We start from the raw sequence: 25469 nt of genomic DNA, 5'->3' as shown, positions 1-25469 counted from the left end.
GGCAAAAGCTTAATTATATTATTTAATTCCAAGATAATTTGCTATATTTGCATCAGGCATAATTTTCCCCTTTATCAGTTCTTTTTTACAGGTCATTATAGTTGTTATACCAGGTCCATGCCCCATCTTAATACAATCACTATGAATTACAATTCCTATACTAACTGCTCCTTTAAGATATCCTCTACCATAAGTATTATCACAATCCTTTAATAATACCAAATCTCCAAACCTTAGTTTATCTAATCCCAATTTTTTAATTTCCTCTTTATCTAAAGTCATAATATCATAATCTCCACTAAATGAATTAGAAGAACCTATACCAGAGCCCATTAAATATGGGGGTACTTCTGCTACAACAGGTACTTCTATTTTTCCATCATCAGTTTCCTTAATACCTAGCTTTAAAAATAAATCAGGGTCTATATTCATAATTTTTATTTCAGGAAAATCTAATAATTGAAGTCCTTGTCCATAAGCTTTTATTAATATTTTATCATCTATAGCCATTTTTTCTAAATCTTCTTCTTTAAAATAGATGAGAACATGATCAATACCTCCATGTTTACCTGTTACAAAACCTTTTGCCCCTTTAGAATCGCCAGAAATTACTATTGCTTCATTACCTATACAAGCAAATAAATTTAAAGCTACATTTTCATTTTTATTTTCATTACGTATGCTAACTCCTGGCTCAACATGATCACCAACCCAACCAAAAGCACAATCCCCTACTTTTACATTATATGTTATACCGCCAGTAGCCGGTAGTACATTTGGAATACCATCACCACTTATTCTATAAGGAAAGTTCTGAATAGGATGATGGATTTTCCCTTGAACTGATTGTTTAACTAACTTATCAATATTTGTATTTAGCATATATAAATCACTCCTATCATTTAAGTATTATTTTAGTCATTGCAAAAGGTACATATAATAAACTTGATAAGTATATATTAACAGCTATAAAAAATATTAAAAAACTAATATAACTTAAATTCTTATTTTCTTTATAAAAAATATATATTACAATTCCAGAAATTAAATTTAAAATTAATGGCATTATATATGGAGCAAATTTAAACTTAAGATAATTAGGTAAGAAAAATACTGTATATCCACTATAAAATGTACTTCTAAATAACAATAAATTTAAAACTATATATAAAGATAGAAATATCTTAAATTTAATATTTTCTTTATCAATTCTATATTTTCTAAGAATAAATTCTACTGGTAAAAAGATAACTAGAACATATAGGAAACTCTCCATTCCCTTCAAAAATCCAAATGCTAAAGCATAAAAAGGAGATGCTAATGCTCTATAAAATGCAGTTATATAATCGTTTTTTGTATATCTATTATTTTCTGAAATAAAATCTTTATTTTTGCTATTTATAAACAATTTATAGCCACTTACCTCTATGTCTAGCCAAGCTAAATAATCGCCAAATTTAGTTCTTATAAATGAAGGCCTTTTTGACTGATCTCCAGTATTAGAAATAAAAACTACATTCGATATATTGCCTTGTTTATCAATCTCTAATTCAAAAATGTCTGAATACATGGCATATTTATTTCTCATATTTATACCCGAACATATAATTTTAATTTTCCCATTATCTTTATAAAGAGATATACTATCTCCTAACGCTATTACGCCGTCTATATGACTATCTGTGATTTTTCTACTAACTTCAGGTTTGAAAGTTTCTGCATCTAAAATTTCTAGTTGTAGATAAACTCTATTTCCACCTTTTGCATTAGTAATTGGATATACCAAAAATATTTTATTATCTACTATCTCGATTTTAATATCTCTAATTACAGCATTAAAACCACTTTTAATATTCGTTATTTTTCTAATATCATTATCTAATTTATCAAACCTTACTAATAGTATATTGTTAATGTTTAAATCTACTTTGTCTACAATAAATATATACTTACCGCCATTTATATCCTTTAAATGAATATTTTTTATATTCCATCTATTGTTCATTTCATATATTCTTTTTAATTTATCATTTTCAAGTTTATATATATCAATATTTTTATCACTATATGTACCAATATATAATTCATCTTGTATTTTACTTAAAGTAAATCCTTTTATGTTGTCTAACAATTCAACTGACTGAGTAAATCCTGTACCTTCATCATAATAAGATACTTTAAGTTTATTATCTTTTACATAAAACAACTTATTTTCAAATAAATAAATATTCTTAATCCTATTTATATTAATATCTATATTAGATAAATTACTCTCTAAAACTTTTCCTGTTTTTGACATTAAATAACATAAAAGTCTTCCTTCTTTATTGAAAGTCGCTATTAGTATATTATCTTTATAGGTTCCAATAATAGGTTCTTTATTAATAAAAGATTCCCCTATTTCTATTCCCCTACCCCATTCATTGGAAAATTTTAATGATTGAATTTTTAAATAATTGTATGTATGAAATCCTATTAAAATAATAATTGTAAGTATAAGCGCAAAAATAGTTTTCATAAATTTAGGCTTTCTGCTCATGCTCCCCCTCCTTCAATAATCTTTGTATTTTTTAAGAACAAAATCTTCAACTTAAATAAATTATAAGGAATATTTTGGTCGCATCCATAAACGGAAACTATATTTAAAATTATCCATAATCTAAAAGGATATAATTTCCTATTAGATTATAAAATATATGATACCATTTATTAACAACCATTTCAATTATCAGAATATTAATAACTATTAATTTAACGTAATAATATTGGTGAAAACTGTAAGTTTTCTATACGATAATTACATCTGTACTTAGTTAAATCTTAACTATTTCTGCATTTATGTTATAATTATATAGGTGTATAGTCAAAGAAAAACATTCGATTAGGAGTGATATAAATGTACGATTTTCACGTTCATAGCAGCTTTTCAGGCGATTGTAAATATACAATGGAAGATATGTTAAAAGGAGCTTTACAAAAAGGAGTTAAGCAAATTTGCTTTACTGACCATTTAGATTTTGAATATGGAGACGATTTAATAGATTTTGTGTTTGATACAAATGATTATTTTAAAGAAATTAATAGATTAAAGTATAATTATAAAGGGATAATTGATGTATTAAGTGGCATAGAAGTTGGTATGCAACCTCATCTTGCCGAAAAAAAGAAAGAATTTATAAAAACACACAATTTCGATTTCATTATAATGTCGATTCATACTGCTAAAGGCAAAGGCATCCATGAAGGTACTTTTTATAAAGATAAAAACATAAAAGATGTCTATTATGAATACTATGAGGAACTTCTTTTATGTATTGATGCTCTTATGGACTTTGATGTTATAGGTCATATTAATCTTATTGAAAGATACCAAAACTTTATGGAAAAAACTTTAGAGATAAAAGAATACTTAGATGTTATTGAAACAGTTTTAAATAAAATTATCGAATTGGGAAAAGGAATCGAAATTAATACTTCAGGAATCAGATATGGTATAGGTAGTTTTCACCCAAATACTGATATACTCAAACTTTATAAAAGCCTAGGTGGAGAAATAATAACTTTTGGCTCTGATGCTCATAAACCAGGAGATATATGTGCTCATTATAAAGAAGCTATTGAATTATTGAAAAGTATTGGCTATAGATATATAACCGTATACAAAAATAGAAAACCTCAGTTTATTAAAATAGAGTAAGGTTCTTTACATCCTTACTCTATTTATTTCAACTCTCTTTTCAAAATTACATCTCTCACACTTAAACAAATGGCAGCATTTTTCATGTTCTACTCCATCAACAAGTTGTGTTATATCATTTGATAGATAAGGACTATATTCATCTAAGTAATCCACTATCGCCCCTTTATCTTTTAGTCTATCGCCACATTTTAAACAATATATTTCATAATTTAACATGCCATTACAGAGTGGACAAACTAACTCCATATTATGCATCTCCTTTTAATTAGTTTTTTATCTTAATAATTCTATTCTTAATCTTTGTCACATTTCTTAAACATATTCTTAGTTTCCTAAATAAATGTTAAATTTTTAAAAACAATATATCTTCAGTAATATTATTCCTTTAAACAAAATATGTATAATACAGCAAATATTTTGGGGTGATAGTTTGAAAAAAAATAGCTTCATATACGGTTCAATAATTCTTGCAACTGTAAATTTCATAGTTAGATTTATAGGTTTTTGCTACAAAATAATTTTATCAAAACTTATTGGGCCAGAAGGCATAGGGCTATTTCAAATGGTATTCCCAGTTCTTATGTTCTTCATAACTATTACTACTGCTGGTATTCCTATAGCCGTATCAAAATTAGTTGCTAAACAGAATTCTATGTATAATTTAAAAAGTGCAAAAAAGATTTTTAAAATCGCCCTATTTATGACTTTTTTAATAGCTCTTGTTCTGAGTTTAATCATTTTAATAGGCAGCGACTATATTTCATTAAAAATTCTTAAAAATAAAGAAATAAATAAAAGCATAATTATGTTAGCACCGGCAGTACTAATAATTTCAATTTCGTCAGTATTCAGAGGATATTTTTACGGTATGAAAAAAATTAGCCCAGCTGGTATAGCTCAAATAATAGAACAAATAGTAAGAATTGCTTTTGTACTGGGAATAATCTATTATATGTATCCAGTCAGTTCGAAACTAGGAGCTTTTATAGCAGTTTGTGGAATAAGTATTGGAGAAATTGCAGGTTTAATTTGGATGATACTAAACTATAAACTTTTTGGTGAAAATAAAGCTATAAGTTCATCAAAACCTGTATATACTATACAGATAATTTCACAAATTTTCTATATATCAGTACCTATAACCATATCTAGATTAATTAATGTATCAATGCAACTTATAAATGCAGTACTAATTCCTCAAAGACTAATAGCAGCAGGATACAGCCAAGCAGAAGCTATTTCAATTTTTGGTAGAGTTATTGGAATGTCAATGCCCATTTTATTTCTACCATATATCGTTACATCAGCTCTTGTAATAAACATTATTCCGAATCTCTCTGAAGAATTAGCTTTAAAAAGATACAAAATGATTAAAAACGATATTCTATTATCTCTGAGAATAACTTTATTAATTTCTATACCTCTAACATTTATATATATCTTTTTCTCAGAGCCTATAGCTATGTTCTTTTACGATGATAAAATTGTAGGTATTTACTTGGGTATACTCGGTTATTCAACAATATTTTTATCCCTGCAACATGTATTATCTGGTATACTTCATGGCTTAGGAAAACAAGTAATAGCAACAATAAATTATTTAATAGGAATGTTAATTCAAATATCATCAACATATTTTCTAGTGGGTAACCCAATATTTGGTATTAAAGGTTTTTTCCTAGGCTTTATTTCAGCAACAATTATCATTAGTCTTTTACATTATATTAGTATAATAAGGATAATGAAAATTAATTTTAATACCACAGACTATATAATAAAACCCATAATATCTTCAGTTGGTATGACTGCAGTAATACTAATTATTTATAATTACCTTAGATCGTTAAACACACAAAACTATATAAATTTCTTAGTATGCCTATTTGTAGGTGGTTTGACTTATTTCTTAATATTAACATTAATTAAAGGCCTTCCTCCCTTTTTACTTAAAAAACTTCTACATAAAAAATAACCCTTAAGCTAAATGCTTAAGGGTTATCCCGTGATGCCGTCGCCCTTCTAATTCGCACCCGCTGCTCACACAGGTGGGTGTTCTATCTGTAGCTTTTGACTTCCTACATCAATTAGGCATGTCATACACTACAGAACCCGAACTCCCGGATGTCTAATGTCGGTCGAATTATCAAGGGCTTACGAACATCTCAGGATTTTTTGTTTGACTTTATTATAACACAAATTTAAGCTTTTTAAAAATCAAAAAAGCATTATTAAAAATGTTAAAATGCAAATATCTCAAGTTGTGTAAACTTTATTTGTTTTTTTGATGAAATTCAGTAGTTGACAAGCTCTAAAATACTAAGTCCTAAGCCAAAGTCTTAAAGTTTCATACTTAATTGTAATAATTGAAAAATGAAAGCGAATAATTGCAAAGCTTTTGCAAAAAAAACTTGATGAAGAATTTCAGAAAAATCGAGTAGGCTTAGCATGGACGCTAAGCCAGCATCCTACAAAACAGGACGTCTTGATTAGGTGCGTTAGGATTTTTCGAAATTATAAGTCTATGTTTTCTCTAAAGATTTGTCTATGAGCGTTATTTTTCAATTCGTTAATGAATATAACTTTATCTTTGATTTAATGATTTATCAATAAATTCAATTCTTCTTCATTAATAGTCTCATTACAAATCAAATGATTAGCTACTTTTTCTAGTAACTCTAGATTATCTCTCAATAGCTCTAAAGTTTCTTTATATAACTTTTCTAGCAAATCTCTTGTCTTGTTTATTATAAAATCATTGCTACCTAATTTATCTCCTAATAATGTTTCGTAGCTTACTAAACCAGCAGATTCTTCCATGCCAAATCTACTAATTAACAACAAAGCCATTTTAGTAGCTTTTTGTAAATCATTTGAAGCTCCAGTTGTAATTTTATCTTTTCCAAAAATAATTTCCTCTGCTGCTCTACCACCAAGAGATATTTTTATATTCTTAATTATATCTTCCTTAGACTGATACATGCTATTAGGCGGTATATTCATACTAAAACCTCCAGCACCTTTAGTACTTGGTATTATTGTAACCTTTGTAACTCTATTTTCTGGTGCAATAAGTTTAGTAACTAAAGCATGTCCAGTTTCATGATATGCTGTTATTCTTTTATCTTTTAAGGATATAGTGCTTTTATCCTTCTTTTCTTCACCAGCTATTACTGTATAAAAAGCTTTATCTATGTGTTCCATTTTTATTGTTTTTTGATTATTTTTTGCAGCTATCATAGCAGACTCATTCATTAAATTCTCCAGTTTAGCTCCACTAAAATATACTGTTTGATAAGCTATTTTCTTTAAATCTACATTTTTATCTAAAGGCTTATTTCGACTGTGTAATTTTAATATCTTATACCTAGCATTTACATCTGGAAGTCCAACTTCAATTTGTCTGTCAAACCTACCTGGTCTCAAAAGTGCTTCATCCAATGTATCAATTCTATTAGTTGCTGCTATTACTACTATTCCTTCATTCCCTTTAAATCCTGACATTTCAGTTAATAAAGCATTCAATGTTCTATCACTCTCATCACTTCCACCACCTACATTTCCTACTCTTTTCTTCCCTAGAGCATCTATCTCATCTATAAATATTACACATTTACCAGCTTGTCTAGCTTTTTTGAACAGACTTCTAATCCTACTTGCTCCTAACCCTGCATAAACTTGTATAAAATCTGAACCTGTAACAGCAAAATAAGGAACATTTGCTTCTCCAGCCAAAGCCTTAGCCAAAAGAGTCTTACCTGTTCCAGGTGGACCGTATAATAGTACGCCTCTTGGCATTCTAGCACCATATCTCTCATACTTTTCAGGATTTTTTATAAAATCTACTAACTCTTTAAGACTTTCTTTAGCTTCATCATTCCCTGCAACATCATCAAAAGTTATAGACTTAGTATTACTAAAATCACTTTCTATAGAAGACATATAAGCCATTTCCTTCTGAGCTTGCTTAGCTGTATTTTTACTTAAAAAATATCCTATAAATCCGAAACTTCCTAAAACTAATAGTAAAGTAAGCAAATTCATTATTGCTACATTTTGTTCAACTTCTTCAACATTTATACCCTTTGTTAAAAGACTTTCTTTAAAAGACTCTGATCTTGGATTGTCTGTTATAAAATATGTCCCATCTGCTAATTTACCTTTAATCTTAGAACTATTACTTAAATAAACAGTTTCAACACTACCTTTTTCTACATACTCAATAAATTTTTTATATGAAATATTTTCATAATCTTTATTATTGATTTGAAAATATATTAAAACAGAAATTATAACTATAAATGCTGCTAATGCAAAAAATATTATCTTTCTTTGTTTTTTAATCATTGTTATATCCCCACTTTCTAGTTTACATAATACATTTTATAGTATATCAAATTTATCATCACATGTTCAATTTGTAATATTTAGTAATGTTTACATAAAATTTTGACACCTTCAATTACAGCTTACAAAAATTAAAAAAACTTCGAGCTATAATGCTCGAAGTTCAAATTTACTCTTTTATATCTACTTTTTTAAGTATTTCTACTAATTTATCTAGTTTTTTAGACTGCTCTTCACTTAAAAATGGCCTTATTTTCTCAAGCTTTTTAATCTTATTCAAATACTCTTCCTTTGTCATATCATTTGAAAAGATTTTGCTATATTTCATAACCTCTAACATTAGTTCTTCTTCTGTCTTATTTGAATAGTTGTTTGCTAATTCTTTTAATTCTTCTAGTTGTTCCGGTTTTATCTCTATTTTCCCCTTAAACTTTTCTAAAATTTCTTCAAGATTTTTTATTCTGTCGTTACCTAATTCGCTACTCATGTAAACATCCCCCTTTAAACCTTTTTTATAATCCATAGGAAATTACATACTTTTCAAATTATGAATTTAAAATATAATTTCCGTAATGGATATAGTCAAAATCTTCCTTAATTTATTTAAATCGAAGATTTTGTTTATATTAAACAATACATTATATTATATGATTCTTATCAAAAATTATACACTTCAATATATCTACGAAAATACACTATAGAGTAGTGTTATGTATCCAATATAAACTAGTAATAACATTAAACCATTTAATCTAGTAATTTCATTTCTTCTTAAGAACGGAATTAATAATAATAACATCAATATTAATGCTACCGGAAAATCGAAAAAAATATTTTGTTTTAAAAGTTTTAAGGGGGTTATTACACCTGAAATTCCAATTACTAACGTTATATTTAAAACATTAGCTCCTATTATGTTACCTATAGATAAACCTCCATGCCCTTTTCTTAATGCAGTAATAGCTGTAACCAATTCTGGTAATGAAGTACCTAATGCAATAAGTGTAAGGCTTATAATTGCTTCTGGAATTCCTAAGTATCCTGCTAAAATAACACCATTATCTATAAGTAAATTAGCACCTATTAATATAGCAGTTATTCCAAATATAAAACTTATTGCAATTTTAATTATCTCTTTAGAAAAAATCTTTTTATTACCCTTATTTGATACTGATGCCTTTCTACTTTTAACGCTATAAGAATTATATATTACATATATAATAAAAAGTGTTATCAATATTATTGAATCAGCTCTATCAATAAAACCATTAAATCCTAAGATAAAAAGTAGTATCATATATAAAACCATTAAAAAAGCTTTTCCACTAAACAATCTTTTATCTATCTTACTAGGCATAATAATGTTAGTAAGTCCTAATATTAATCCTATATTACATATAATAGAACCTATGGCATTACCTACACTCATTGTACTATGTCCTTTTACTGCAGCTGTTGCAGAAACCATAATCTCTGGTGAAGTGGTTGCTATACTTACTAATGTGGCTCCTATAAATACTTCTGGTAATCCTGATATTTTTGCTATTTTTACTGAAGAATCTACAAACCAATCTCCACCTTTTATAACTAAAATCAAACCAAATATAAATAATATTATTGACGTAAACAATATATATCACCCTAACTTAGTATTTTGTTTTTCTATAAGTAATATAACTAATACAATAAATATTTATCCGTTATAGAATAAATCCTTTAATTTTAATAAATTTAAAAAAATTACATTTTATTACACATGAATATAATAAAATATTTTATCTAATGTGTAACAGATTTATAATAAATATCATATTATACTTATGCGAGGTATTTTAATTTTAACTATTTAGGAGGATTAAAAGTGAATAAGTTACAAATAAGTACACCAAAACAAATTAATATAAGTCCTCTTAATAATAAATTATTATTATTATTTACAGCTCTAATCTTTATGCCAAAGTTAATTAACCAGAGATTTTCTTTGCAAAATTTATCAAAAATATTTATACTTAATAATCTTGATAAAAAAATACACATTCTAAAAAAAGTAGGCCCTTACCTACCTGAACAAATGGTAGGAACATTAAATATTTTTATAGTTAACCTCGAAAAAATAAACAGAATAATGGGACTATATGAATTCATTACAATGGGAAAAACTTTTGAACCAATAACTCCTGTAACTAATATAACACCAAAAGAACGTATAAACAAGATATTTCAATCTTTACAGGAAGAAATTCCGGATGATAAACTGCTCACTATAAAACCAATGTTAGATTTAATGATAAACATTGATAAATTCAAACCTATTATATCAACTCTAACCAAAATTTCTTCTGCAAATGACAAATCAGAAATAAATATTGATGACATGATTGATTTAATAAAACCTATGCTTGGAGATGAAGAAGCAAAAAATATTGATAAAATGAAAGATATGCTTCAGATGATGGAATTACTTAATGTGTTAAACAGTAGTGATGAAAACTAATCTAATATAAAAAACTCCTCTCCAGGTTGTATTTTATTTCCTAGAAAGGAGTTTTTATTTTCATTCTAAATATATTCAGCATAGTACAACAAACCGTCCTTTTGTATCAGCTGTCAGTTTGAACTAACAATTTCACATACTCTTAAAATGCTCGCTCTAAAAATCGTATAAATAATCCAAATTATGTTCATTGCTAAAACTGTGATTATAGCTAATGTAAGAAAATTAATTTTATCAATTATATAACTACCAATAATCGTAGAGATTGGCATAATAGCCATAGAAAATGTTGTAATAAATGAGTCGACTTTACCAATCATGTATGAAGGAACTTCTTTTTGCATATAAACTAATGTTGGCACATTTATATATACAATTATAACCCCATAACAAGCTTGTAATATCAAATGTATTATGAAAAATAACATAAAATGAGATGTTCCCACTAAAAAAAATACCATATTTATAACTAATAAAACTACATAAATAGTTTTAAATGTAATTCCTCTATAATAATGATTGATAATATTATCAAAATCATAATCGCCAATAAATTTTGTCATTATTATTGAACCGATTGCTGTAAAAGATGCTGCTGTTGATAAGTAAATTGGATCAACTTTAACTAATTGATTGAAAAAATAAGTAAACCCATTTCTTGCTAATGGTTCATATACAAAGTTAGAAAAAATCGAAATCATTGTAACAAAAAATAATGGCTTTAGTTTCAAAAGAAATTCCATACCATCTTTTAAGTCACTTAAAATTAGTTTTAATCTAATCTTATTATAATTTTCTTCTTTAGTATTCACATTAATAAACTTCTCAAATATACCTGAAATAACAAAACTTATTCCGTTAAATAGCATAATACCTTCAATTCCAATTAATTTGTATAAAGCTCCAGCAAAAAAGATACCTAAAATCCTTTTAACATTATTAATCAAATATATAAATGAGTAACCATCTGTAAGTTCTTTTTTACTTATAACAAACCTAATAGCAGCAGTAGATGAAGGTATAAATAAAGCATCACATAATACATGAATAGCAGTACTAATATATAGTGAAATTAAAATTAAACTTATGTCGCCAGTTTTTATAATGACTAATAAATTAATGAATATTGATAATCCTCGTATAAAATCGCAATAGATTAATACTCTAATTCTGTCTAATCTGTCACTAATCGCACCACCGATTGGTGCAGAAATAACATATAGCAACAATCTAAACGATAAAAAATAACCAACAATCACTGCTGAACTTGTCAATGATAATAAGTACCATGCAAGAGAAAACATATAAAATTGACTGCCAATATCTGAAACAAATTTTCCCCAAAACAACTTACTATAGTTTTTATTTTTAAAAATGTTCTTATTCATATTCTTCTCCTTTTTTTATCACTATACTAATTTTTCTTTTTACACGATTTAAAATTTTAAGATTGATATTGTAAGTTTCTTGTATATTATCTATTTCATATAGATGAAGATTTTCTCTATCAAGAAGATTCAATGGAGTTATTATTAATGTAAACAAATCATGTACAATTTTAAATGCTTTTACTTTTAAATGTTTATGAAGATAATTCATTTCCTCAATAATCATATTTACTGGTTTTAGTCTCGATTTTCGCTGCCAAAATAATTTTGTCGAACAAAATACACAGTTAAACGGACAACCTCTTCCTCCTTCAATAGAAATTGTTTTATTAATAAGATTTTGTTTATTATATTTAATAATTTCAAAATCATATGGCAACATAGGCAGCTCAGATTCTCTAATTAGTGGAACAATTCTGTTATGTTTAATATTCCCTTGTTCTATATAAACAACATTTGGAACTTCACCAAAACTTATTTCGCCTTGTAAAAATTTACTATATTGTTCCGCAAAAATCTCACCCTCAAACTTAACAATAAAATCGATAAAATCAAACTCTTTTATTACTTTTTCAGCAACCTGACTAGCATGTGCACCTCCCATAAATACAACTTTTTTTAGAATATAGTTTCTTAATCTCTTTGCCGATTAATAATCCATTAATAAAATTATTACTAAAAGAAGTAATTCCATAAGTATCATATTTTGAAACAAATGGAAATTTAGCAATCTTCACAATCTAAGCATTCATTTCTGGACTTAAATAAATCGGATTTTCTAAACTTTTTAGCTTTATCACTAACCCAAATATTTTTTATATTGCCATCATATATATTACCTATAGGTTCTCTAATAAGTCCACATGGAAGTATGTTTCCATTTGGTTCAATTCTCATTCACAAAATTGCTGCATCACACTCAAGATTTTTAAAATATTCTTCGTTTTCGTCTAATTTTAAAATCATAATTAATATTGATAGAATCTTTCTTTGATCTTTTAACCAATCCAGACTTGATTAATTTTTGTGCAATATCAAATGAAGCAATTTTTTCATGTTGTTTTATGTATTTTAATTCATCGATGAATTCTTCTTTTAAAAAAATAGGTTCAATTTCAGCAGTTTTAGAATGTAAATAAATAAATTCAATTCCATTTCGTAATTTACCAAATGAAAAATTCTCGTTTATATAAGCATTCATATATTCCTCCATTTTTCATAAAAAATCATCCAACAATCATTAATGGGTATTGGATGATTTTTTAGATTTTAATAAGCGTCTTCACAAGAGCTTTGTTTTGCCATACAAATATCAATATCCATTTCTAAAGATAATTCATCAAGAATTTCAGTTTGAATAGTTAATTGTTCCATTGTCTCACCCATTTCATATACTCTATTACTCTATGTTGAAAGTATATTTGATACTTAAAAACTATTTATATACAATTATACGAGAAATAACTAAGTAAAACAAAAAAAATAATTTATGTATTTTATACGTTTTTTGTTTTTTTATACTATCATATTATCAATAATAATACAACTTTTTTCGTTCTACATATTTCGTTATAATGCGACAATTTTAAATAATTTTTAACTCTAGTTTTACAGAAAAAAGTAAAAATGGTAATAGTAAAAGAATACAAAGTGACGTCAAAATGTGTGAAAATAAGTGTAAAATTCTCTATATTAAAATTATAATTATAAAAATCTAGCAGATTAACCCGTTAATTTTGAACAAAAACTCACTAATACTCATTTATTTTCAAAATTACTTTGCAATTTCCTTAAGGGCTTAGGGAAAGCTATATTTACAATTTTATTGTTGTTTAGGCTTAATACCAAATTATACTTTTTCGTAATATTTATTTAGCGATATATAGCTTATAAACCCATGTATCCTAGTTTTATTATAGTTTTTAAGAATTCAGAACTTCTTTATAAGCATGGGCAAAACTTTTAGATTCATGTCTAGATAGACACTCGTCTTCTAATATTCTATGAAATGCCTTTATATGGGTATTTTTATTTGGTGTATTATAAGGAATTCTTTCATGTTCAAATTTTAGTTTTATATATTCTTTTTCAATTGATATCTAATAAATTGTGGCCCATTATCTGACCTTATGACTAATTATATGCCCATATTTAATATCTACTTTCCATAAGGAATTAGATGTAATTATTTCTCGATTTTTAGATATTTTTTTGGATGCTTAGGCTTGATTTTTCTCTGAGGTCTTAATATATCTAGTTCTTTATTTACATAGTCTATACACTTTCTTCTTATTGATAATTAAGTTATATTTTCTTTTTAGAATTATAGTTATTTTGTAATATCCATAGCATATTCCTTCTGTTTCTATAATTGCTAGGATGAATTCTTTTATCTGTTCATCACAGATATAGTAGCATTACCTGTTTCTTGTACTTCTTTGACTATTTGTTTTTTAAACTCAATTGAATATTTTTTCCCTTTCATTTTGACAACCTTCTGCTTGAATTTATAATACTAAATTTTCGTTTGGTTATCCAAAATGGTCAGAAGGCTTAATAGTTACTCAATGTCAGATTAGCATAAAATAATAACTCCTTATTAATATAATAAATTGCCAAACATAATCCTAACCTCTAAAACAAGCATACTACAAAAACCTAGATAAATAAATTATCTAGGTTTCTTAATATTTTAATAAGAAGCTTTAGTATGATCATTATTTTCATACTTAAGTTGAGTATTAAGTTTTACAACATGTGAATTTTTATCATAATCTATACTTATATTAATTGGTCTTCCATCATCCTGATGATACTCTAAATACAAATTAATTATATCTTTTGCATGATTATCGTCTATATCCTCATAAACATTAAAATACTCTTCTTCTGGCATTATAAGTTGGAGATGATATATTCCATTATTATCTCTTCTTCGTGTTTCTAAAACACTATTTAACATTAAATCACCTCACATATTATTATTTTCCCCAAAACCTTAATTAAAATAATTATTATTTATAATAACTTTTTTTCAAAAAATACAGACTGTTGACATAGCTAACAACAGTCCGAAAAGCTTTTTAGCAGCTTAGTTTTTCTATAAGTAACTTCATATCTTTAGGTAACTGAGCAAAAATAGTTTTTCTTTCTTTTGTTCTAGGTGTTATAAAACTAAGAGAGTAAGAATGTAGTGCCTGTCTATCAATCAATTGACTAGGTTTATTATATAGTGAATCTCCTATTATTGGGTGTCCTATATGACTTAAGTGAACTCTTATCTGATGAGTTCTACCTGTTTCTATATGTATTTCTAGTAATGTTGCATTTTTATAACGCTCTAATACTCTATAATTTGTTATTGCTATTTTCCCATCTTCTAATACAGTTCTTTTTATAGAAATGTCATCACATCGCCCTATAGCTTTTCTAATTGTGCCTTCATCGTCTTTAACTATACCCTCTACTATAGCTAGATATCTTTTTTCAACTATATTAGATTCAAATTGTTGTGCTAATTGCTGATGTGCAAAAGGATTTTTAGCGATAACAAGAATGCCAGATGTATCCATATCAAGTCTATTTACAAATCGTACCTTCTTTTTTATCTTTTTTTGCTTAAAATAATATGCAACACCATTTGCAATCGTATTATCTGGATGACTTTTAGTAGGATGTACAACTATTTTAGGCGGCTTATTTAATATAAGTAAATCAAAATCTTCATATACAATTTCTATTGGTATTTGCTGAGGTACATTTTCGTCTGTTTCATCCTCCATGACAATAGTTATTTTATCTCCCTTTTTAGCAGTTTTATTAGTTTTTATTCTTGAACCGTTTAAAAAAACTGATCTAGTCCTTTCAAGTTTTTTTAAAAATCTATCTGAAATGTTAAATTTATCTTTTAAAATCTCTTTTATTAACAAACCATCTTCATCTACATAAAAATTAATTACACTCTCACTTTCTATTAACTCAATCATAAACTTCCTCCAATCCATTATATTCTAGTTTGTTATTAAGATTAGTATTGTTTTATGCTATAATTATTATAGCATAGTAATTGCAAATAATATCATTAATACAAACTAGAAAACTAACTCCTTTTTTTTAGTACTTATAGAAATAAAACTTTATTAACGGACTATATTATTGGTTAACAATTTACGGTTATTCAACCTGTAACCTGTTAACTATTAGCCTACTTTTAGTTTTAAAAATGTTAATAATTATAAAAGAACAAAATCTTCGATTTAAATAAATCAAGGAAGATTTTGCCTATATCCATTACGGAAATTATATTTTAAATCATCCACAATTTGAATGGTATATAATTTCCTATGGATTATAAAGACTCAATTGATAGGTCAAATTAATATTCTATATTGGAGGGATAATTTTGTCCTTTGCAGGATTTGACAATAATATAATCAATATTATACATAATAATAAGAATGATTCTATTAAAACGGCTAATATTTTAAAAGAAAAACTAACACAAAGAGGCTTTAAAATCGCTGTAGGTTATGACTATAGTGCCGCATTAAATATTTGTATTGGTGGAGACGGTGCTTTTCTTAAAGCTGTTCATAATTATAACTTTCCTGATATACCTTTTATCGGAATAAATACAGGACATCTTGGATTTTTTCAAGAGGTTTCTCCTGATAAAATAGATAACTTTATAGATAATTTAGTTAAAGGCAAATACAAGATTGAAGAAATTTTCCTCGTAGAAGCATTAATTTGCACTAGAACTAGCTGTATTGAATTAATTGGAGTAAATGAAATTGCAATTAAAGGAATAGAATCAAAGACAATTCATCTCGATATATCAATCGATGATGCTTACTTGGAAAGACTTAGTGGCGACGGAGTAATAATATCTACTCCTGTCGGCAGTACTGCATATAGCTATTCTGCTGGCGGAAGTATAGTTCATTCATCCTTAAAAACTCTTCAAATAACTCCTTTAGCCCCTCTCAATTCTAACGTTTATAGAGCATTAACTTCTAGTATAATTGTGCCTGAAAATATGACTATTAAAATTAATCCTGAATACAGATTTGAAAATTCTATTCTAATTGTAGTGGATGGTCAGCAGTATAAATTTGATAATATAGTTGAAATTAACTTTAAATTATCTGACATGACAATAAAAATGCTTACTTTAAAAAGTAAAAACTTTTGGAATAAAATAAAAGAAAAGTTTTTATAAATTATGTATTTAGAAAAAGGCGGCAATGCCGCCTTTGTTATAATAAACTCTCCATTTCATCAAGTAATCTGTTAAATAGTTTAAGAGCATTATCTACAGGTTGTGGTGTAGTCATATCTACTCCTGCCTTTTTAAGTACATTAATTGGATAATCTGAACTACCACTCTTCAAGAAATCAATATATTTGTTTACTGATTCTTTGCCTTCTTTTAGAATTTTCTGTGACAATGCTATAGCTGCAGAAAAACCAGTCGCATATTGATATACATAGAAATTATAATAAAAATGTGGAATTCTTGCCCATTCCATTGCTATCTCATCATCAATAACAATATCTGGCCCATAGTACTTTCTATTCAACTCTTTATACATTCTACATAAGCTATCAGCTGTTAATGACCTTCCGTTTTCAACTTCTTCATGAATTAATTTTTCAAACTCTGCAAACATAGTCTGTCTATAAACTGTCCCTCTAAACTTCTCTAAATAATGATTTAAAAGATATAGCTTTTCATCTTTATTTTTAGCTTTATCAATCATATACTCCATCAGTATAGCTTCATTAACAGTAGATGCAACTTCTGCAACAAAGATACTATAACCACCATATATATAAGGCTGATTTTCTCTTGAATAATAGCTATGTAAAGAATGTCCCAACTCATGTGCTAATGTAAATACGCTGTTTAAATTATCCTGATAATTTAATAGTATAAACGGATATGAATCATATGTTCCCCAAGAATAAGCCCCACTTCTTTTACCTTTATTTTCATAAACATCAATCCATCTTGAGTTGAAGCCTTCCTTAACTATTTCTATATATTCATCTCCTAAAGGTTTAAGCCCTTCTAATACTATTTTCTTTCCTTCTTCATATGGTATTTCCATATCTATATCTTTAACTAGAGGTGTATATAAATCGTACATATGTAATTCATCTAATCCAAGCACTTTCTTTCTTAACTTTACATATCTATGCATCGAAGAAAGGTTATCATGTACTGCTTTAATTAGATTATCATATACATCAACAGGAATATTGTTCACATCAAGGGCAGCTTCCAATGAAGAATTATATTTTCTCACTTTACTATAAAAAATATCTTTCTTTATGTTAGCTGATAATGTTGCATAAAAAGTATTCCTATATTTATTGTAAGTATCATATAGCCCTTTGAATGCATCTTTTCTAACTCTCCTATCTTTGCTTTCCATTAATTTTATGAAATTCCCATGAGTTATAGTAACTTCATTCCCTTTTTCATCTATTATAGTTGGAAACTTTATATCAGCATTATTTAGCATTCCAAATATTGTTTCAGGTGAATTAGCTAATTCTCCAGCTTGTGCAATAATAGCTTCTTCTTCTGGAGAAAGATAATGTTTTTTCCTTCTTACTATTTTTTCAATATGATGTCTATACAGTTTTAATCCTTCAACATTGTCTAAATAATCATTCAAAACACTTTCCTTTATCGAAAGTATTTCTGGCACAATAAAAGAAATACTTTCTTCAACCTCTACCATTAAACTTGTTGCTCTGTCTGCTAAAGCCTGATACTTACCATTTCTTGTATCTTCATCTTCCCTCATTTTTGCATATGTGTAAACATTATTAATCATTCTTAAAATTTTACTTTCTAATTCTAGTACTTCCAATAATACTTTTCCACTTTCCCCCACTTTGCCCTTATATTGCTTAATTTGCTTAATGAGTTTTTTAATAGTTTGAAAGTCTTCTTCCCACTTATCATCGTTTTCATACATACTCTCTAAATTCCATTTGAATTTTTCTTCAATTTCATTCCTTTCCTTAAGTACATTTTTAGTACTAGTCATTAAAAATTCCCCCTTCTCAACTTAATTAAATATACCTAACATTATTTTATACTTTATTAATAAAGTTTACCACTTTTTTCTTATTTATCAACCAAAAAAAGAAAAAAAATGTGTTTGGTATGATGCTAGAACAAGCTCAGCTACTAAGATTTTACTCTTAGTAGCTGTTGTTGTTTTATTCAAAAACCTTAACAAACTTAATAGAATACAAGTCACAAACTATTAAATCATTTGTTTCTGCCTGTCTTAAAACGATATGGTCAATTCCAACTTCTTCCAAAGTCCCCTCTTTATCTACAAACATATTAGTTCCAACTATGAAATCTACTCTAATAAATTTCCCTATTAATGTTTTTAAATATCCTTGTAAATAATTCTTATCAACAATTACTGGTGGCCCAGGTTCTATCTCAAAATCTACTGGATTCTCTATTTGAGGTGGCATACCTACTGGATAACCAGGACAAGGCATAGGCATTATTGGCATTTGTGGCATCATTGGCATCATTGGTTGCATTGGAGTGCTAGGTTTCTTTATATCTTTTGTAACATGATTTGCCTTTCTTCTCAAAATAATCCCTCCTTTTCAAATAAAATAAATTAAGTGTCTTTGTATAACTCAGTTGGTGAATAAAAACAATGTTTTCTTATTCTAGTTCTCAAATTCCCTGTTCCATTCCAAGGGAAAATACCTGGACATGTTGGACTAAATGGATTCATATACCACAGACAATCTCCTATATTATAAACTTTATTACCTGATAAAGCCCAATCTGCAATATCGTAATGTATCTTTTCTGGTGGATTAGCCCAAATTGTCTGAGGGTTAGCTCTACCAGCTATTATGCCTTTAACGCAATCGAATTGTCCTTTCTGATAAATAACTTTTCTTAAATCTCCCTGACATACTCTTTGATACTCTCCATAAGCTACATGAACTCTATTCATTACTACTGTTGCAACTGCCTTCATTCCTAATTCGCCTTCTCCTCCTGCTTCACATTTAATTAGTCTAGCAAACAACTCACGTGTGGAGTATGCCATATTCACACCTCCTTTATGCCTACTGCTACTAATAATATATTTATTAAAAATATAAACTGGCACACGTATTTAATAATTTATTACCAGAAATTTGAGAAATATAGTAAATTTTTAGAGGAATTCTTTCGAAAATGTTTAATAAATATAAATAGAAAATATCAAAGAAAGGAGTTTTAGAAATGCAACAAAAGTTATACCGTTCAACTAGTGATAGAATGATTGCAGGTGTTTGTGGTGGCATAGCTGAATATTTTGATATTGACTCTACTTTAGTTAGATTATTTTGGCTTATATTGGGATTTACTATGGGAATAGGTTTTTTAGCATATATAATATGTGCTATAGTAATCCCTGAATCACCTGTATTTTCACATGAATATAACTATAATAACAAAAATAATACTGATAGAAATAGAATACTGGCAGGTTCAATCTTAATTCTACTTGGAGTCATATTTCTACTTAAAAAGACATTATATTGGATTGATTTCGAAAAGTTATGGCCTATTTTACTCATAATTGCAGGTATATATATAATATATAATCAGAAAGCGAGGGAATGATTTGAAAAATAAAAATTTTACAGTAGGTTTTATATTAATATTTTTAGGCATCTTTTGGCTTTTAGATAACCTTAATATTTTAAATTTTTCTGTTTGGAATATTTTCTTTGACTTATGGCCCGTAATTTTAATTATTATAGGACTAAATTTAATATTTAGAAAAAATAAAATTATTATTATTATTGCTTGGATATTATTTATAATCTTTGCTATATTTTATGGATTTTATTTAGAAAATTCAGATTTAGATGAATTAGAAAATCAAAACATAGTGTTAGAAAAAAAAGATTTTATAACCAATGGTATTTTAGAACTTAAGTTGTTAGCAGGTGATTTTAACTTAAAATCAACAAAAAATGAACTTCTTAATGTTTATACAACTGACCCAAATGTTTACTATGAATCTAATTTTAATAATAATTCAAAAACTGCACAAATTGAATTTAAATACAAAAAGAATAAAAAAATAGTAACTAAAAGAGGTTATAAATACAAATTTAATATTGATGAAAATATAGTCTGGGATATAAATGTCGATATGGGAGCTATAGATGGCTCTTTTGATTTGCAAAGTATCAATTTCCAAAACTTAGATATTGATGCTGGTGCTGGAAGTGTTGATATTTTATTAGGTCAGAAACTTAAAGACTCAAAAGTCGATATTGATATGGGAGCTGGTGATATTAATATAACTATTCCAAGAGATTTAGGGGTTAAAATTAGATTCGATGGTGGTGTAAAACATAGTAATCTGAAGAATCTTAATTGGATACATAAAAACAATTATTATATATCTCCTAATTATGATAATGCTGATAAAAGAATTTATATAGCTGTTAATATAGGTGCAGGTAATCTTAATATTAAATATGAATAAAATCAAAGCCCCATCTTTTTTAGATGGGTCTTTTCTTATTCCATTATAATTCTTATTGTATCTGTAAATACTAGGTGTTAAAATAACAATGGAAGATTACATAAGAAGGGAGATACAAATGAAAAATTATAGTACATTTGACATACTAGGTCCTATTATGATTGGCCCTTCAAGTTCTCATACAGCAGGTGCCGCAAGGCTAGGTAAAGTTGCCATGGAAATAGCAGGTAATGATTTTGAAGCTGTAACTTTTTATTTACATGGGTCTTTTGCAAAAACATACAAAGGGCATGGTACTGATAGAGCTTTAGTTGCAGGCGTTTTAGGCATGGAGCCTTATGATGAAAGATTGAAAAATTCTCTTAATATAGCAAAAGAAAAAGGGATAAAAATCAGATTTGTTGAAACTGATTTAGGATATGAACACCCTAATACAGTAAAAATAGTATTTTATATGAAAGATGGCAGAAAAATAGATGTAACTGGTTCATCTATAGGTGGTGGTAGTATTATCATTACTAATATCAACGGATATAATGTTGAATTCTCTGGCATGTATCCTACTCTAGTAATTAAACATATAGATAAAAAAGGTATTATAAGTAAAGTTACTACAGTTTTAGCTAAACATGATATTAATATTGCAACTATGAAAGTAAATAGAAAAACAAAAGGAAAAGAAGCTTCCATGATTATTGAAACTGACCATGAAATTAATCCGATAGTTATTGAAGAACTACAAAACATAAAAGAAATTACTAATGTAAAAGCAATTAATCCTATAAAGAAGAGGTGTTAAAATGTTCAATACTGGTGAAGAATTGCTCAAAATAGCAAATGAAAAAGGACTTAAACTTTGGGAAATTATACTAGAAAATGAAGCCCAAGTTTCGGAAATAGACAAAAAAGAATTAAGAAATAGAATGAAAGAAAATCTTATAGTAATGAAAGAAGCTTCAACACGCGGTTTAGAAAATGATATTAAATCTATAAGTGGTCTTATAGGTGGAGATTCTAAAAAAGTTGAAAATTATAGAAAAAGCAAAAAAACTTTATGTGGAGACGTCATAAACAAAGCTATGGCAAGAGCATTATCTTGTTCTGAAGTAAATGCTGCTATGGGTAAAATTGTAGCCGCTCCTACTGCTGGTTCTTGTGGAATAATACCTTCTGTTATTTTTACAGCTGCAGAAGTTTTAAACGCAAATGAAGAAGATATTATAAATGCTCTTTTTACTGCTGCAGGTATAGGTCAAATTATTGCTAAAAATGCAACAATATCAGGTGCAGAAGGTGGATGCCAAGCTGAATGTGGAGCTGCATCTGCTATGGCAGCAGCTGCAGTTGTTGAAATGGCTGGAGGAACACCAGAAATGTCCTTACATGCAGCAGCTATTGCTATAAAAAATATTCTAGGACTTGTATGCGATCCAATTGCCGGTTTAGTAGAAGCACCATGTGCTAAAAGAAATGCTTCAGGTGCAGCAAATGCATTAATTTCTGCCGATTTAGCTCTTGCTGGTGTCAAAAGTATAATACCTTTTGATGAAGTTGTAGAAGCTATGTATAATGTAGGAAGAGCTCTTCCTGTTGAATTGAGAGAAACTGCATTGGGAGGTCTTGCTGCAACCCCTACTGGCAAAAAGTTAATGAAAGAAATATTAAAATGAATTAAAAAAACCTTGATTTGCCAAGCAAATCAAGGTTTTTTAGTTGAATTAATTTTCAAAATTCCAAACTCTTAAATTTCTCTTTCTCATCTCGTTTTTCTCTTTAGCAGAAGCGCCCCAATTATAGTTATATATAGCCCCTTCCCATTCACCATACATTGGGTTAGGTAGTACTATAAACTTTGTACCAAAGTAGTCTTTATACTCATCAGTAACTGCGAATCTATCTTGTATAGATTTTTTCTCGAAAACTTCTGAAAAATCGTTTAGATTATCGCCCATAAGTAAAACTATTCTATAATTCTCATCTACTTTCTCTCTTCTTGCTTTTTTGCTAGATTCTGCAGTTCTAAGCATTATATGCTCTTTATCAGCAAATGGGAATCCCTTTTCCTTCAAATTCTTCAATGTACCTTCAAAACCTACCATTTTTCTATTTGAAATATAGAAAACTTCTACTCCTTTATCTGCAGCATAGTTTAAAAATTCTACCGCTCCTGGGATAGGTTCTGCAATTCCTTCTGCCATCCATGGATTCCAAGTTTTTGATGAATATCCGTAATCTTTTCCAATTAAATGTGCTTCATATGCGCTATTATCAAGAACTGTTTCGTCTATATCTACAATAATTGCTCTCTTCTCAGTTGAAGTATTAGTAGCTAAATCATTATCTAATATCATTTTTGCAAGATTGAAAGCTTGATAACATAATGCTCTATATTCAGCTGAATTTTGAACCCAAGAAGTAGCCATTACTAACTGTTCATTTAAGTCTTTTGTAGTATAATCCGTTAATACTATCTTATCACCAGGAAATATTAAATGAGGATTTTTTAATTTATTAATTTCTGCTAACTTTTTCCAATCCAATCCATATTGTTTTGCTATTTTACCTAGTGTATCACCAGGTTTTACAATATAAACATCACTTCCAGCTATCGCAAGAGCATTTACACCAACTAAAGCAATAGCCATTAATAATACAATAGCAGTGCTTAATACTTTTTTTCTGTTCCTAAACATTAAAAAACCTCCTTATAGTTATTTTCGAATTATAAATATGTATAATAATTCTACATTTATATACAATATTCTACATTTATATAATTTTCCCTTCTTTATTTTGTTTAAATAATTTTAATATTTCCTATTATTAAACACTTTATTTTTTAGAAATTATAAAAATTAATTTCCTATACTGACATTAAATTATTAGAATGGGTTACAAAGATAAACACAGAAATTCCTACTCATTATAGAATAATTTATAATGATGCTATTGAATTTTTAATAGATATAGAACCTTATCTAGTTATTCACAAAAAAGCTAGAGCAAAACTTATAATAGAGAAATATAAAAAAGCCTTTGATTTACATTTTAATGTAAATCAAAGACTTTCTTTACTGGTGGAGGCGGTGGGAGTCGAACCCACGTCCGAAAGCACTTCGTCAAGAGCTTCTCCGAGCGCAGTTGCTGTATTATATTTCGCCAAGAATGACGCCCAGCAACAGGCTTCATCCTCGGCTATCTCCAATTAATCTACTATAGGTCGGAGAACCCCTATAGCAGTTCCCTGCAGTCTATGACACTTACACTCTAATAGGCAGGTCTATTAGAGGAAGCGGCCGCGTATTTCCTTACGCAGCTAAAGCGTAATTATCGTTTGCGTTTATTTTTAGATGCCACTTTTAACGTTGCTTGGCGACAACGGCTCGCTACTCTTGACTCCATGCCCCCGTCGAAACCATATTCGCCCCCATGATATCGACAGAACTTACTTCTTATCTGTTAATAATTATACTTTGCACTTAAATGTTTTTGTATCCTTCTTTCAGCATCTCTCTTAGCAATATCATGTCTTTTATCGTATAATTTCTTTCCTTTAGCTATTGACAATTCCAATTTTACTAGTCCATTTTTTATATATATGCTTAAAGGTATCAAAGAATAACCCTTTTGTGTAGTATAGCCAATTAACTTATTTATTTCTCTTTTATGAAGCAATAATTTCCTTTTTCTCAACGGGTCGGTATTGTAAATATTACCCTGCTCATAAGGGCTTATATGCATATTATTAATAAATACCTCGCCATTTTCTACAACAGCATAGCTATCCTTAAGATTAACTTTGCCTTGTCTTATTGATTTTACCTCCGTACCTGTTAAAACAATACCTGCTTCAAATGTTTCTTCAATAAAATAGTCATGCCTTGCCTTTTTGTTTCTTGCGATTATTTTTATATTATTACCTTTTCCCATATTTACCACCACATTATATTTAGTGCGAAAGTAATTATAGCATATATATATTTTTTTGTCAATAT

26 protein-coding genes and 2 other RNA genes are annotated in these 25469 nt (G+C 27.8%); 8 read left to right on the top strand and 20 right to left on the bottom strand.

Annotated features, from left to right (window positions below; all coding sequences use genetic code 11):
* Window positions 1-18: 18 nt before the first annotated feature.
* Window positions 19-882, bottom strand: a complete 864-nt coding sequence (locus tag AB4Y15_RS05295; protein WP_427338911.1) for a DUF4438 domain-containing protein — start codon at window positions 880-882, stop codon at window positions 19-21.
* 16 nt (window positions 883-898) lie between these two features.
* Window positions 899-2539: a hypothetical protein gene (locus tag AB4Y15_RS05290; RefSeq protein WP_427338910.1), complete on the bottom strand. Its 1641-nt coding sequence runs from the start codon at window positions 2537-2539 to the stop codon at window positions 899-901.
* A gap of 357 nt (window positions 2540-2896) precedes the next feature.
* Here AB4Y15_RS05290 and AB4Y15_RS05285 point away from each other — a divergent pair, with 357 nt between their 5' ends.
* Complete coding sequence (locus tag AB4Y15_RS05285) at window positions 2897-3697, top strand: histidinol-phosphatase HisJ family protein (protein WP_427338909.1); 801 nt, start codon at window positions 2897-2899, stop codon at window positions 3695-3697.
* A 6-nt stretch (window positions 3698-3703) separates the two neighbouring features.
* Here the strand turns inward: AB4Y15_RS05285 and AB4Y15_RS05280 are convergent, their stop codons facing one another.
* Window positions 3704-3946: a hypothetical protein gene (locus AB4Y15_RS05280; protein ID WP_427338907.1), complete on the bottom strand. Its 243-nt coding sequence runs from the start codon at window positions 3944-3946 to the stop codon at window positions 3704-3706.
* Between the two features lie 184 nt (window positions 3947-4130).
* On the opposite strand from AB4Y15_RS05280, the gene AB4Y15_RS05275 reads away from it, so the two are divergent.
* Window positions 4131-5672 (top strand): putative polysaccharide biosynthesis protein, encoded by a 1542-nt coding sequence (locus tag AB4Y15_RS05275; protein WP_427338906.1) that lies wholly within the window; start codon window positions 4131-4133, stop codon window positions 5670-5672.
* 21 nt (window positions 5673-5693) lie between these two features.
* On the opposite strand, the gene ssrS is transcribed toward AB4Y15_RS05275, so the two are convergent.
* From ssrS to AB4Y15_RS05255, 4 genes are all read right to left on the bottom strand, one after another.
* Window positions 5694-5872, bottom strand: a non-coding RNA gene (gene ssrS, locus AB4Y15_RS05270) — 6S RNA.
* A 420-nt stretch (window positions 5873-6292) separates the two neighbouring features.
* Complete coding sequence (gene ftsH, locus AB4Y15_RS05265) at window positions 6293-8044, bottom strand: ATP-dependent zinc metalloprotease FtsH (protein WP_427338905.1); 1752 nt, start codon at window positions 8042-8044, stop codon at window positions 6293-6295.
* A 169-nt stretch (window positions 8045-8213) separates the two neighbouring features.
* On the bottom strand, window positions 8214-8531 hold the full coding sequence (locus AB4Y15_RS05260) for a hypothetical protein (protein WP_427338904.1): 318 nt from the start codon (window positions 8529-8531) through the stop codon (window positions 8214-8216).
* Window positions 8532-8726: 195 nt separating this feature from the next.
* Window positions 8727-9674 (bottom strand): calcium/sodium antiporter, encoded by a 948-nt coding sequence (locus AB4Y15_RS05255; protein ID WP_427338903.1) that lies wholly within the window; start codon window positions 9672-9674, stop codon window positions 8727-8729.
* 231 nt (window positions 9675-9905) lie between these two features.
* Here AB4Y15_RS05255 and AB4Y15_RS05250 point away from each other — a divergent pair, with 231 nt between their 5' ends.
* Entirely contained in the window at window positions 9906-10538 is a 633-nt protein-coding gene (locus tag AB4Y15_RS05250) for a hypothetical protein (RefSeq protein ID WP_427338902.1), read from the top strand.
* A gap of 113 nt (window positions 10539-10651) precedes the next feature.
* Here AB4Y15_RS05250 and AB4Y15_RS05245 read toward each other — a convergent pair whose 3' ends face one another.
* The 7 genes from AB4Y15_RS05245 to AB4Y15_RS05215 form a co-directional block, all read right to left on the bottom strand.
* On the bottom strand, window positions 10652-11926 hold the full coding sequence (locus tag AB4Y15_RS05245; RefSeq protein WP_427338901.1) for an MFS transporter: 1275 nt from the start codon (window positions 11924-11926) through the stop codon (window positions 10652-10654).
* Window positions 11919-12530: a radical SAM protein gene (locus AB4Y15_RS05240; RefSeq protein ID WP_427338899.1), complete on the bottom strand. Its 612-nt coding sequence runs from the start codon at window positions 12528-12530 to the stop codon at window positions 11919-11921. The genes AB4Y15_RS05245 and AB4Y15_RS05240 overlap by 8 nt, the downstream gene beginning before the upstream one ends.
* Before the next feature lie 119 nt (window positions 12531-12649).
* Window positions 12650-12823, bottom strand: a complete 174-nt coding sequence (locus tag AB4Y15_RS05235) for an SPASM domain-containing protein (RefSeq protein ID WP_427338898.1) — start codon at window positions 12821-12823, stop codon at window positions 12650-12652.
* A gap of 31 nt (window positions 12824-12854) precedes the next feature.
* Window positions 12855-13127, bottom strand: a complete 273-nt coding sequence (locus AB4Y15_RS05230) for a hypothetical protein (RefSeq protein ID WP_427338896.1) — start codon at window positions 13125-13127, stop codon at window positions 12855-12857.
* A 1060-nt stretch (window positions 13128-14187) separates the two neighbouring features.
* Entirely contained in the window at window positions 14188-14280 is a 93-nt protein-coding gene (locus AB4Y15_RS05225) for an IS3 family transposase (RefSeq protein ID WP_427339027.1), read from the bottom strand.
* Between the two features lie 338 nt (window positions 14281-14618).
* Window positions 14619-14888, bottom strand: a complete 270-nt coding sequence (locus AB4Y15_RS05220) for a hypothetical protein (protein ID WP_427338894.1) — start codon at window positions 14886-14888, stop codon at window positions 14619-14621.
* Between the two features lie 121 nt (window positions 14889-15009).
* Window positions 15010-15912: an RluA family pseudouridine synthase gene (locus tag AB4Y15_RS05215; RefSeq protein ID WP_427338893.1), complete on the bottom strand. Its 903-nt coding sequence runs from the start codon at window positions 15910-15912 to the stop codon at window positions 15010-15012.
* A gap of 416 nt (window positions 15913-16328) precedes the next feature.
* Between AB4Y15_RS05215 and AB4Y15_RS05210 the strand changes: the two genes are divergently transcribed.
* A complete protein-coding gene (locus AB4Y15_RS05210; protein ID WP_427338891.1) occupies window positions 16329-17147 on the top strand; it encodes an NAD(+)/NADH kinase in 819 nt (272 codons plus the stop codon).
* 37 nt (window positions 17148-17184) lie between these two features.
* On the opposite strand, the gene pepF is transcribed toward AB4Y15_RS05210, so the two are convergent.
* From pepF to AB4Y15_RS05195, 3 genes are all read right to left on the bottom strand, one after another.
* Complete coding sequence (gene pepF / locus AB4Y15_RS05205) at window positions 17185-18990, bottom strand: oligoendopeptidase F (RefSeq protein WP_427338889.1); 1806 nt, start codon at window positions 18988-18990, stop codon at window positions 17185-17187.
* A 175-nt stretch (window positions 18991-19165) separates the two neighbouring features.
* The gene (locus tag AB4Y15_RS05200) at window positions 19166-19561 is read right to left on the bottom strand and encodes a hypothetical protein (protein WP_427338887.1); all 396 of its coding nucleotides are present in this window, start codon (window positions 19559-19561) and stop codon (window positions 19166-19168) included.
* A 29-nt stretch (window positions 19562-19590) separates the two neighbouring features.
* Window positions 19591-20034, bottom strand: a complete 444-nt coding sequence (locus AB4Y15_RS05195; RefSeq protein ID WP_427338886.1) for a cell wall hydrolase — start codon at window positions 20032-20034, stop codon at window positions 19591-19593.
* Between the two features lie 179 nt (window positions 20035-20213).
* Between AB4Y15_RS05195 and AB4Y15_RS05190 the strand changes: the two genes are divergently transcribed.
* The 4 genes from AB4Y15_RS05190 (at window position 20214) to sdaAA (ending at window position 23144) form a co-directional block, all read left to right on the top strand.
* The gene (locus tag AB4Y15_RS05190) at window positions 20214-20597 is read left to right on the top strand and encodes a PspC domain-containing protein (protein ID WP_427338883.1); all 384 of its coding nucleotides are present in this window, start codon (window positions 20214-20216) and stop codon (window positions 20595-20597) included.
* Between the two features lies 1 nt (window position 20598).
* Window positions 20599-21474, top strand: coding sequence for a toast rack family protein (locus AB4Y15_RS05185; protein ID WP_427338881.1), 876 nt, complete (start codon window positions 20599-20601; stop codon window positions 21472-21474).
* Window positions 21475-21592: 118 nt separating this feature from the next.
* Window positions 21593-22273: an L-serine ammonia-lyase, iron-sulfur-dependent subunit beta gene (gene sdaAB / locus AB4Y15_RS05180; RefSeq protein WP_427338879.1), complete on the top strand. Its 681-nt coding sequence runs from the start codon at window positions 21593-21595 to the stop codon at window positions 22271-22273.
* A 1-nt stretch (window position 22274) separates the two neighbouring features.
* Window positions 22275-23144: an L-serine ammonia-lyase, iron-sulfur-dependent, subunit alpha gene (gene sdaAA, locus AB4Y15_RS05175; protein WP_427338878.1), complete on the top strand. Its 870-nt coding sequence runs from the start codon at window positions 22275-22277 to the stop codon at window positions 23142-23144.
* 48 nt (window positions 23145-23192) lie between these two features.
* Here sdaAA and AB4Y15_RS05170 read toward each other — a convergent pair whose 3' ends face one another.
* From AB4Y15_RS05170 to smpB, 3 genes are all read right to left on the bottom strand, one after another.
* On the bottom strand, window positions 23193-24167 hold the full coding sequence (locus AB4Y15_RS05170) for a 5'-nucleotidase, lipoprotein e(P4) family (protein ID WP_427338876.1): 975 nt from the start codon (window positions 24165-24167) through the stop codon (window positions 23193-23195).
* A gap of 382 nt (window positions 24168-24549) precedes the next feature.
* Window positions 24550-24903: a transfer-messenger RNA gene (ssrA, locus tag AB4Y15_RS05165) on the bottom strand.
* 30 nt (window positions 24904-24933) lie between these two features.
* Window positions 24934-25404 (bottom strand): SsrA-binding protein SmpB, encoded by a 471-nt coding sequence (smpB, locus tag AB4Y15_RS05160; protein WP_427338874.1) that lies wholly within the window; start codon window positions 25402-25404, stop codon window positions 24934-24936.
* Window positions 25405-25469: the final 65 nt, after the last annotated feature.

Source organism: Caloranaerobacter longqiensis, assembly GCF_050286925.1.
Taxonomy (GTDB): Bacteria; Bacillota; Clostridia; order Tissierellales; family Thermohalobacteraceae; genus Caloranaerobacter.
Note: the sequence above shows the minus strand (reverse complement) of the source record. Positions and strands in the feature narration are given on the sequence as shown.

Coding starts and splice junctions, on each gene's coding strand:
- AB4Y15_RS05295 (WP_427338911.1), bottom strand. CDS start 882: ATGCTAAATACAAATATTGATAAGTTAGTTAAACAATCAGTTCAAGGG.
- AB4Y15_RS05290 (WP_427338910.1), bottom strand. CDS start 2,539: ATGAGCAGAAAGCCTAAATTTATGAAAACTATTTTTGCGCTTATACTT.
- AB4Y15_RS05285 (WP_427338909.1), top strand. CDS start 2,897: ATGTACGATTTTCACGTTCATAGCAGCTTTTCAGGCGATTGTAAATAT.
- AB4Y15_RS05280 (WP_427338907.1), bottom strand. CDS start 3,946: ATGGAGTTAGTTTGTCCACTCTGTAATGGCATGTTAAATTATGAAATA.
- ftsH (WP_427338905.1), bottom strand. CDS start 8,044: ATGATTAAAAAACAAAGAAAGATAATATTTTTTGCATTAGCAGCATTT.
- AB4Y15_RS05260 (WP_427338904.1), bottom strand. CDS start 8,531: ATGAGTAGCGAATTAGGTAACGACAGAATAAAAAATCTTGAAGAAATT.
- AB4Y15_RS05245 (WP_427338901.1), bottom strand. CDS start 11,926: ATGAATAAGAACATTTTTAAAAATAAAAACTATAGTAAGTTGTTTTGG.
- AB4Y15_RS05240 (WP_427338899.1), bottom strand. CDS start 12,530: ATGGGAGGTGCACATGCTAGTCAGGTTGCTGAAAAAGTAATAAAAGAG.
- AB4Y15_RS05235 (WP_427338898.1), bottom strand. CDS start 12,823: ATGAGAATTGAACCAAATGGAAACATACTTCCATGTGGACTTATTAGA.
- AB4Y15_RS05230 (WP_427338896.1), bottom strand. CDS start 13,127: ATGAATGCTTATATAAACGAGAATTTTTCATTTGGTAAATTACGAAAT.
- AB4Y15_RS05220 (WP_427338894.1), bottom strand. CDS start 14,888: ATGTTAAATAGTGTTTTAGAAACACGAAGAAGAGATAATAATGGAATA.
- AB4Y15_RS05215 (WP_427338893.1), bottom strand. CDS start 15,912: ATGATTGAGTTAATAGAAAGTGAGAGTGTAATTAATTTTTATGTAGAT.
- pepF (WP_427338889.1), bottom strand. CDS start 18,990: ATGACTAGTACTAAAAATGTACTTAAGGAAAGGAATGAAATTGAAGAA.
- AB4Y15_RS05195 (WP_427338886.1), bottom strand. CDS start 20,034: ATGGCATACTCCACACGTGAGTTGTTTGCTAGACTAATTAAATGTGAA.
- AB4Y15_RS05190 (WP_427338883.1), top strand. CDS start 20,214: ATGCAACAAAAGTTATACCGTTCAACTAGTGATAGAATGATTGCAGGT.
- sdaAB (WP_427338879.1), top strand. CDS start 21,593: ATGAAAAATTATAGTACATTTGACATACTAGGTCCTATTATGATTGGC.
- sdaAA (WP_427338878.1), top strand. CDS start 22,275: ATGTTCAATACTGGTGAAGAATTGCTCAAAATAGCAAATGAAAAAGGA.
- AB4Y15_RS05170 (WP_427338876.1), bottom strand. CDS start 24,167: ATGTTTAGGAACAGAAAAAAAGTATTAAGCACTGCTATTGTATTATTA.
- smpB (WP_427338874.1), bottom strand. CDS start 25,404: ATGGGAAAAGGTAATAATATAAAAATAATCGCAAGAAACAAAAAGGCA.